Here is an 8,651-nt window from a genome sequence, read left to right on the forward strand (position 1 = left end):
TTGTTCAGCGTCTCCCTAGTCCTGCAAATATACGTTGGTATATATAACTCATACTCACAGATAAACATGACCTACTTTTGCAGGTTTTAACAGTTGTTCAAAACTCGATAAGCTTTACTCACTGTCCGGCAACTATTAACTCACGGCCTTTTTCTGTTATCGCCGACCGCCTGTTTGTTTATCACGCTGGCGGGTACGCGCCTGCACAGCCGATTCGAGGTGAACAATGCATTCGATATTTGAATTCGGTAAAAGCCTGCGCACGCCCCGTTTTGTAAAACCCGGTGCGCGCACTCCTTACTGGGCCGATGGTATTTGCCTGGTCGTTATTGCCGTGTTTATTGCGCTGGTGCTGTATGGCGTGGGCCAGATGATGCAGCCACTTGCCGCGCTGAACTCAAGCCCGATGAGCCTCGACCCTGCGCGCCTGCCCGAATATGCATTGCGCACCACGCTGCGCATGTTCATCGCGCTGGCGGCTTCGCTGGTTTTCACGTTTGTCGTGGCCACGCTGGCGGCCAAAAGCCGTAAGGCCGAGCAGGTGATTATCCCGGCGCTGGATATTCTTCAGTCGGTTCCTGTCCTGGGGTTTCTGACGTTCACAGTGACCTTCTTCATGGGCCTGTTCCCCGGTCGGCAAATGGGGGGCGAATGCGCAGCGATTTTTGCCATCTTCACCAGCCAGGCATGGAATCTCGCATTCAGTTTCTATCAGTCACTGCGTACCATGCCGAGCGACCTGAATGAAGTCACCCGGCAGTTCGGACTGTCTCCACTGCTGCGTTTTACCCGTCTGGAGCTGCCGTTCGCCGTACCGGGGCTGGTGTGGAACATGATGATGTCGATGTCCGGCGGCTGGTTTTTTGTGGTCGCTTGCGAAGCCATTTCGGTCGGTGACACCACGGTCAATTTGCCCGGCATCGGCTCGTGGCTGGCGCTGGCCATCGAGCAGAAAAACCTTGCTGCGATTGCCTGGGCGGTGGGCGCAATGGCGCTGGTGATCCTGGCCTATGACCAATTGTTGTTCAGGCCGATCGTGGCATGGGCGGACAAGTTTCGCTTCGAGCAAACCGCGTCGTCAAAGCGTCCGCGCTCCTGGATGTACAGCCTGCTGGGTCGCTCGCGGGTGGCACCGATGCTGGGCTCGATCCTCGCTGCGCCATGCAAATGCCTGATGCTGATCGACTGGCGCGTGGTATCCCGGCTGTGGAACGTAAAGCTCACGCCTGGCGTTGCCCGGTTGTTCGACTATCTATGGCTGGCCCTGGTGATGGCTGCTTGCCTGACCGGCAGTGTTTACCTGTTCAGGTTCATCGAGACATCGCTGGGCATGAGCGACCTGGTCACCGCGTTGGGATTGGGGCTGGCAACAATGGTGCGGGTGATTGTCCTGATCGTCATTGCCAGCCTGATCTGGGTGCCTGTCGGTGTATGGATCGGCTTGCGTCCGGTCTGGGCTGAACGCTTGCAGCCGATAGCGCAGTTCATGGCGGCCTTTCCAGCCAACGTACTGTTTCCTTTTGCAGTGATTGCGATTGTCGGCCTGCACCTGAACCCGGACATCTGGCTTTCGCCGCTGATGGTGCTCGGCATCCAGTGGTACATCCTGTTCAACGTGATCGCAGGGGCCAGCGCCTTGCCGACTGACCTGCGCGAAGCGGCCACGATATTCAACATGCGCGGCTGGCAGTGGTGGCGGCGTGTGGCCTTGCCGGGGGTGTTCCCCTACTACGTCACCGGGGCGCTGACCGCATCGGGTGAGTCATGGAACGCCAGCATCGTCGCTGAAGCGGTGTCCTGGGGTGATCAGCATCTGGAAGCGGCAGGGCTGGGTTCTTACATCGCCAACGCGACTCAGGCGGGAGACTTTCCACGCGTTGCGTTGGGCATTGTTGTCATGTCGATCTTCGTCATCGCGTTCAACCGGTTGCTGTGGCGTCCGCTGTACGGGTTTGCCGAGCGGCGTCTGAGTCTTGTGTGATTTTGATTGAGGAGGGCGCCATCATGATGGCTGTCGAAACGCGTTGCCTGGTAGATGTTCAGAAAGTCCGACATGTGTACGGCAAAGGCAGCAAAGAGCGCCTGGTGCTGGATGACGTGACACTGACGCTCAATGAGAACGAAATTGTGGGCTTGCTGGGTCGCTCCGGCTCGGGCAAGTCCACCCTGCTGCGCTCCATCGCGGGGTTGGTGGTGCCCACGGAAGGCGAAGTGAATTTTCCTCGCCGCGTGCAGGGGCGGGCGATGTCGGTAGGCATGGTTTTTCAGAGCTTTGCCCTGTTCCCGTGGCTGACCGTGCTGGAAAATGTCGAAGTCGGGCTTGAAGCGCAACGTGTGCCACCCGCCGTGCGTCGCAAGCGCGCGTTGGCGGCCATCGACCTGATCGGTCTGGACGGCTTTGAGAGTGCTTACCCCAAAGAGCTTTCAGGCGGCATGCGCCAGCGCGTGGGCATGGCACGAGCGCTGGTGATCGACCCTGATGTACTGCTGATGGACGAGCCGTTTTCCGCGCTCGATGTGCTGACGGCCGAAACCCTGCGCACCGACTTGCTGGATATGTGGAGCGAAGGGCGCATGCCCATCAAGTCGATCCTGATGGTGACGCACAACATTGCCGAAGCCGTGCTGATGTGCGATCGCATTCTGCTGTTCTCCTCCAATCCGGGTCGGGTGATCAGCGAGATCAAGGTCGATCTGCCTCAGCCGCGCAACCGCCAGGACCCGATCTTCCGGGCGCTGGTGGAGGAGATCTACGTGCTTATGACCCAGGACAACGATGCAGGCGAAATACGTCAGGGCGTGTTTCCAGGCACCGGGCTGGGCATGGTCTTGCCGCAGGTGTCCACCAATGCGCTGGCAGGGCTGATCGAAGCCATTCATGCGCCGCCCTACAGCCTCAAAGCGGACCTGCCGGAACTGGCCAGCGCGCTGCACTACAACGCCGACGAGCTATTCCCGATTGCCGAGGTCCTGCAACTGCTGCGTTTTGCAGAGCTCAAGGGCGGTGATATTCGCTTGTTGCCTGCCGCAAATCGCTATGCGCTGGCGGATGTGGACGAACGCAAGCAACTGTTTGCCCAGCACCTGCTGAGCTTCGTGCTGCTGGTCGCGCACATTCGGCGAGTGCTGGATGATCGCCCCACGCACACGGCACCGGCGCGGCGTTTTCGCGATCAACTGGAAGACTTCATGTCGGAAAGCGATGCCATGCAGACCCTGAATGTCGTTACGCAATGGGGGCGTTACGCCGAGCTGTTCGCTTATGATGAGCTGGCCGATCAGTTCAGTCTGGATAACCCGTCCTGAGGTTTGTACGGCATACTCGGCAGGCCTTTTGAAGAGCGAGATGGTGCAGATGCACGAGCCAGAATCCTGTAGCAGAGCCGCGATGGTCGTCAGGTGGGTCGCTTTGCTGGCGCTGGCGCTGGTCATCGCGATTGCCGATACCCTGACCGATCTGGAGATCGCCGTGGGGGTGTTCCAGATCGCGGTGGTGTTGCTGGCGGTCAGGCTTTTGCCGGTCAGGGGCGTTATTGTCATGGCGGCGGTGTGCATGCTGCTGACGGTGGTCAGTTACGAAATGACCACCTCCAGAGGCAGCGAGGCGTCCGGGCTGATCAACTGCGTCATCAGCCTGGCCGCCATCGCCATGACCACCTGGCTGGCGCTGCGTATGGCGCGGGCCATCCGCACGGTTCATGAAGCGCGCTCGCAGCTGGCGCACATCGCACGGGTCAATCAGTTGGGTGAGCTTGCTGCGTCCATTGCCCATGAGGTGAATCAGCCGCTGTCGGCGATTGTCATCAGCGGTAACGCCTGTCAGCGCTGGCTGGCCACCGAGCCGGTCAATCTGGAAAAGGCCCGTCAGGCAGTCGAGCGCATGATCGGTGATGCCAATCGCGCCGGGGACATCATTGTGCGCGTGCGCGCCCTGGCGAAGCGCTCGTCGACGCACAAAGAGTGGATCAGTGTGGCGGACACGGTGGCCGAGATTGTCGCGCTTGCGCACAGCGAGATAGACGGGCAGGGCGTCACACTGTCGGTTGACGTACCGGAGGGAATGCCACCGCTGCTGGCTGACCGGGTGCAGATCCAGCAAGTGCTGCTGAACCTGATGCTCAACGGCATGGACGCGATGAGGAAAGTCGAACCGGAACAGGCGCAACTGGACGTGCGGGCCGAGTGGCGCGGAGGCGGGGAAATCGAGTTCACTGTCAGCGACAGCGGCGTAGGGATTCAGCCAGAAGCAGCCGACCGGCTTTTCGACGCTTTCTACACCACCAAAGAGGAAGGCATGGGGATTGGACTGGCGATCAGTCGGTCTATCATCGAAGCCCATGGCGGGCGAATCTGGGTGACGCCCAACCCCTCAATCGGGGCCACGTTTCATTTCACGCTGCCCACTGGAAAAATGGAAACCTGATGAACACAGCCGCCACTGCACCGCAGGCCGAAGAGCCGGTCATCTTTGTCATCGATGACGACCTCTCGGTGCGTTCTTCGCTGGAAGACCTGCTGGCGTCAGTCGGCTTGCGCAGCATGTTGTTCGGCTCGACCCGCGAGTTCCTTGACACCCCTCGTCCTGATGCGCCGGGCTGCCTGATTCTGGACATTCGCATGCCCGGCATGAGTGGCCTGGATTTTCAGGAGCACATGGCCAGGTCGGGGATTTTTCTGCCGGTCATTTTCATCACCGGGCATGGCGACATCCCTATGTCCGTAAGGGCGATGAAGGCCGGTGCGGTGGAGTTTCTGACCAAACCCTTCCGTGACCAGGACTTGCTGGACGCGCTCCAACAAGGGCTTGAGCGAGACCGCAGCCGTCGCCGCAACTCAGCCGTGGAAGCCGAGTTGCAGCGCCGTCACGCCAGCCTGAATCATGGCGAACAGCAGGTGATGGAACTGGTCGTCAGTGGCTTGCTCAACAAACAGATTGCAGCCCGCCTGAACGTGAGTGAAATCACCGTCAAGGTCCGGCGTGGCTCGGTCATGCGCAAGATGGAAGCCGACTCGCTGGCTGACCTGGTCAAGTTTGCCGAGCGGCTCAAAGAGCTCCGTTGATTAACCCACACCCGCACACCTATCGTTCCTTGCGCTCCAGCGTGTGACCGCCTTGCGTGAGGCTCCGCGTCACAACTCTGCGCCGCGCTGCGTGCTCGACTCATTCACCAGTTGTGGCAATACGTAGTTGCGCACCACGTACAACGAACCCTCTGCGCTCAAGTGTCCCGAGTCGATCTGCAGCAATGAGCGGCTGTTTTCCAGGCGTACCCGGCAGGCATCGGCGATGCACAGCTTGTCGATCAGCGACACAAACTGGATTCCCGCCGATACAGCCAGCGCGCGGGTTGCCTGATCCACCCGCATGACGCTTTGATCCAGCGCCGGATCGCGGATGTACGACTCGCTCAGCCCCCAATGACGGTTGACGATGACACTGGGCAGCGATGGGCTCCACGACGGCATCGGACCGATCAGCACGATATGTTTCACGCCAAAGCCCTTGAGGCGGGCCGCAATCCGCTTCCAGTCGGTCTTGTCGTGGCCATCCTTCTGCGCGATGACCACGATGTCCGGACGCAGCCTCTCGATGCTCTGCAGGGCAGTCCTGTTGGAGTAGTCGCAGGCCTTGCTGGTCGCTGAGGTGCGTCCCTCGTGGTCATTCAGGTCGGGAACGCAACTGGCCGAGGCCACCTGATAGAAGGGGGTCGTGCGTGTCAGCAAGGTACGCAGCCCGAGTGACAACGCCTGGGCGTGAGAATCGCCCCACAAGAACACTCCGCCCGGCCCCTGTTTGCGCGTGCAGGTCTCGTCGATGCCCGACTGGCCACGCTGGGTCAGGGCGGAAAAGGCGTCACATTTCAGCCAGTAGGGCTCGTACAGGTTGTGCTGTCGATCAACGTATTCCTGGATGAAATGCGCCTTGTCCGAAACACTGATCGGGCGAAGTGGCGATACTGCGCCTCGCGTCGCACCCACTAGCGCCCCCGCCACGAAGACCAGAGCGACCAGTGCGGCGGGCATGGCAAATTTCCGGCGCTGGTCAGGTTGATGTGGGCTGGCGGGCCGCTCGATCAACCGCCATGAGATCAGCCCCAGTGTCAGGGCCACACCAATGCCCAATAGCACCGTGCGGGTGTCGCCCAGCAAACCGGTGTAGTTCATCCACACCACCACCGGCCAGTGCCACAGGTACAACGAGTACGACAGTTTGCCTGCCCATTGAAACAGCGGGTTGCAGGTCAGCAGCGAATCATTGCGGGCCGCCGCGATCACCGCGAAAGTCCCCAGCACCGGCATCAGCACCAGATACCCTGGCCACGTGTCCTGCACGGACAGCAGACAGAAACCGGCAACGATCAGCGCCAGCCCGACCTGTTCCAGAACTCGCTGCTGTAGGGGCCTGAGTTGCAGCGGGAACAGGCAGGCCACGCCACCCGCGAGCAACTCCCAGGCACGGGTCGGCAGCAGGTAAAACGCGGCTTCTGGCCATCGGGACGAGGCAAACACACAAAGCACAAAGCCCGCCAGACTTGCGCCCAGCACCCACCAGCGCAGGTTGTGCAGCGCGACAACGCGACTGAGGAGCAACAGTGCAATCGGGTACAGCAGGTAAAACTGCCACTCCACCGACAGCGACCAGGTGTGCAGCAGCCATTTCTCATGAGCACTGGCGGTGAAATAACCGGCCTCGCGCCAGTAGACAACGTTGGAAACGAATCCCAGGCTGCTGGCCACATGAGTGCCCAACGCGCTGTAGTCCAGCGGCAGCAAAGAGAACCAGCCCAGCAGCAAGGCAAGACACAGCACCGCGAGGGCCGGGACGATGCGTCTGGCCCGTGACGTGTAGAACGTTGCCAGCCTGAATTTGCCGCTCCTCAAGCCGCGCAGGATGATCCCGGTAATCAGATACCCCGAGATCACGAAAAACACGTCCACCCCGGCGAAACCGCCAGGCATCCAGGCGGGCTGAAAGTGAAAGAGCAGCACCGCAGCCACCGCGATGGCGCGCAGCCCATTGATGTCTTTTCTGAAGTCCATTTGAGAAAGCCATCCGGTGGATGATCGTGAGGGAAAGTGGCACTTTAGAGCGGCCGGGAAATTATCTGGCGGTCCGTCAGCGGTCAGTGGCGGGCAGCCTGAGCGCATGGCTTGCAGCGGATTGTCTGCTGGCAATCACATGACCAATGGCCACGCCTATAAACAGATTGGCGACAGCGACCTCGAACATGTCGGTGGTCCAGCTGATCAGGCACCAGCAGAAGCTGATCGCCAGCAGCATGTGGCCGATGCGGGTCTGATCATCGATCAGTCGGAACAACAGAGGAATCTGTAGCGCATACAGCAACAGCCCCAGCACGCCCAGCATCGCCCACAGATACAGGGCCGAGCTGTCCATGCCGAGAAATACGCCGGCACCTTCGACCGGAAACAGCCCCATTGTGCTGCCGACCATGCCGAAGCCCGCACCGCTGATCATCCAGCCTTCGCGGCTCATGGCATTTATCAGGTTGGGCCAGGTATTGATCATCCGGTCATACAGCGAGGCCAGAGAGCCGCCGCTACTCACCGCATAGGCATCGGGGCTCACAATCAGCCCCAGAGTCGGTAGCAGCAGGCCGATGCCTACCACCACGATGCAAAGCGTTCGGCAGGTCCAGCTCATTCGCCGCAGCAACAGCAGAATGAGGGTCAGGGCGAATGCCGCGGCTGGCGCTTTGCTGGTGGTCAGCACGATGGCGTAAAGCGCCACGGCACTGAGCAGCATCATCATCAGGCGTGAGCGCACGAAAATGATCAGGTACAGCGTGTAGAAGGCGATCATGATCGACAGCACGTTGGACACTCTGGCGAAACCGGCAATGCGGTCTACCTCGTCCGCGCTCCATGTGGTGTTGGCGCTCAGTTCGGTTTCACCGACGCTGTAGCTGTAGCCCTTCCAGGGCACCGAGGTGTACTTGTCCAGAGCAATGCCCAGCAGTGAGGCCAGCAGGCAAAAGCCGATGGCGCGGTACAACAGCGTGCGGCGGTAGAGCAGGTGCTTGCTGCACACCAGGCCGAACACCAGCGGGCTCAGGGCGAACAGACTGAACGCCAGGTTGTGGACGCTGGCGCGATGCAGCATGGCCAGCAGCCCGGAAATCATCCACACCACCATGAACGCCCAGAACAACCGTCCCGCTTTGAAGGTGCACAGCTCAAGCACAAACAACAGGATGCAGGCAGCTTTGGGCATGTAGAGCAGGGGGCTGATGCCTGCCTGATCGAAGTAGAAGCGCAAGGCTCCGGAGAAGGTCTCGACCAGAATCAGGCTGATGGCGACCCACACCACCACCGTGGATTTATCAAAGGACATCACCGACGACCTGGTGTCGGCGCTGTTCGTAGTAGTCAACGCCATGCTGGCTGCCTTCTGGATATGCGTCAGGGGAATTGCGCGGACAAAGCTACCGCCCGACGATCACGGGCATGTGTCGACACAGGAAGGCTCTGGGAGATGAAAGGTCTGGAGCGAACGCTCGCAACGGCGTGACAACACGTATATCAGTCGCAGTTCGGGCAACTGTCAATTAATTAGTCAGGATTAAGGGCTATGCGCTGCACTTTGTGCCAGGGATTGGACGCGGAGCGTCCAGAAAGGCATGCGACGC

6 protein-coding genes are annotated in these 8,651 nt (G+C 60.2%); 4 read left to right on the forward strand and 2 right to left on the reverse strand.

Annotated features, from left to right (window positions below; all coding sequences use genetic code 11):
* Positions 1-226: 226 nt before the first annotated feature.
* From ALO64_RS17925 to ALO64_RS17940, 4 genes are read left to right on the forward strand one after another with little or no spacing between them, the layout of a single operon-like run.
* Positions 227-1,981, forward strand: coding sequence for an ABC transporter permease (locus tag ALO64_RS17925; protein ID WP_044345166.1), 1,755 nt, complete (start codon positions 227-229; stop codon positions 1,979-1,981).
* Between the two features lie 20 nt (positions 1,982-2,001).
* Positions 2,002-3,306 carry an ABC transporter ATP-binding protein gene (locus ALO64_RS17930; RefSeq protein WP_174517451.1) on the forward strand — a complete coding sequence of 435 codons (1,305 nt, stop codon included), beginning with the start codon at positions 2,002-2,004 and terminating at the stop codon, positions 3,304-3,306.
* Positions 3,307-3,355: 49 nt separating this feature from the next.
* Positions 3,356-4,423, forward strand: coding sequence for a sensor histidine kinase (locus ALO64_RS17935; RefSeq protein WP_029241026.1), 1,068 nt, complete (start codon positions 3,356-3,358; stop codon positions 4,421-4,423).
* On the forward strand, positions 4,423-5,061 hold the full coding sequence (locus tag ALO64_RS17940) for a response regulator transcription factor (RefSeq protein ID WP_005744911.1): 639 nt from the start codon (positions 4,423-4,425) through the stop codon (positions 5,059-5,061). Before ALO64_RS17935 ends, ALO64_RS17940 begins: the two co-directional genes overlap by 1 nt.
* Positions 5,062-5,130: 69 nt before the next feature.
* On the opposite strand, the gene ALO64_RS17945 is transcribed toward ALO64_RS17940, so the two are convergent.
* Together ALO64_RS17945 and ALO64_RS17950 are read right to left on the reverse strand one after the other, a co-directional pair.
* Positions 5,131-7,041, reverse strand: coding sequence for an acyltransferase family protein (locus ALO64_RS17945; RefSeq protein ID WP_044345167.1), 1,911 nt, complete (start codon positions 7,039-7,041; stop codon positions 5,131-5,133).
* 76 nt (positions 7,042-7,117) lie between these two features.
* Positions 7,118-8,401 (reverse strand): membrane protein, encoded by a 1,284-nt coding sequence (locus ALO64_RS17950; protein ID WP_044345168.1) that lies wholly within the window; start codon positions 8,399-8,401, stop codon positions 7,118-7,120.
* Between the last annotated feature and the right edge of the window lie 250 nt (positions 8,402-8,651).

The sequence above is a fragment of the Pseudomonas meliae genome, from assembly GCF_001400515.1.
Taxonomy (GTDB): domain Bacteria; phylum Pseudomonadota; class Gammaproteobacteria; order Pseudomonadales; family Pseudomonadaceae; genus Aquipseudomonas; species Aquipseudomonas amygdali.

Excerpts from the sequence above, each read along its gene's own strand:
- ALO64_RS17945 (WP_044345167.1), bottom strand. The coding sequence starts at position 7,041 with ATGGACTTCAGAAAAGACATCAATGGGCTGCGCGCCATCGCGGTGGCT.
- ALO64_RS17925 (WP_044345166.1), top strand. The coding sequence starts at position 227 with ATGCATTCGATATTTGAATTCGGTAAAAGCCTGCGCACGCCCCGTTTT.
- ALO64_RS17935 (WP_029241026.1), top strand. The coding sequence starts at position 3,356 with ATGCACGAGCCAGAATCCTGTAGCAGAGCCGCGATGGTCGTCAGGTGG.
- ALO64_RS17940 (WP_005744911.1), top strand. The coding sequence starts at position 4,423 with ATGAACACAGCCGCCACTGCACCGCAGGCCGAAGAGCCGGTCATCTTT.
- ALO64_RS17950 (WP_044345168.1), bottom strand. The coding sequence starts at position 8,401 with ATGGCGTTGACTACTACGAACAGCGCCGACACCAGGTCGTCGGTGATG.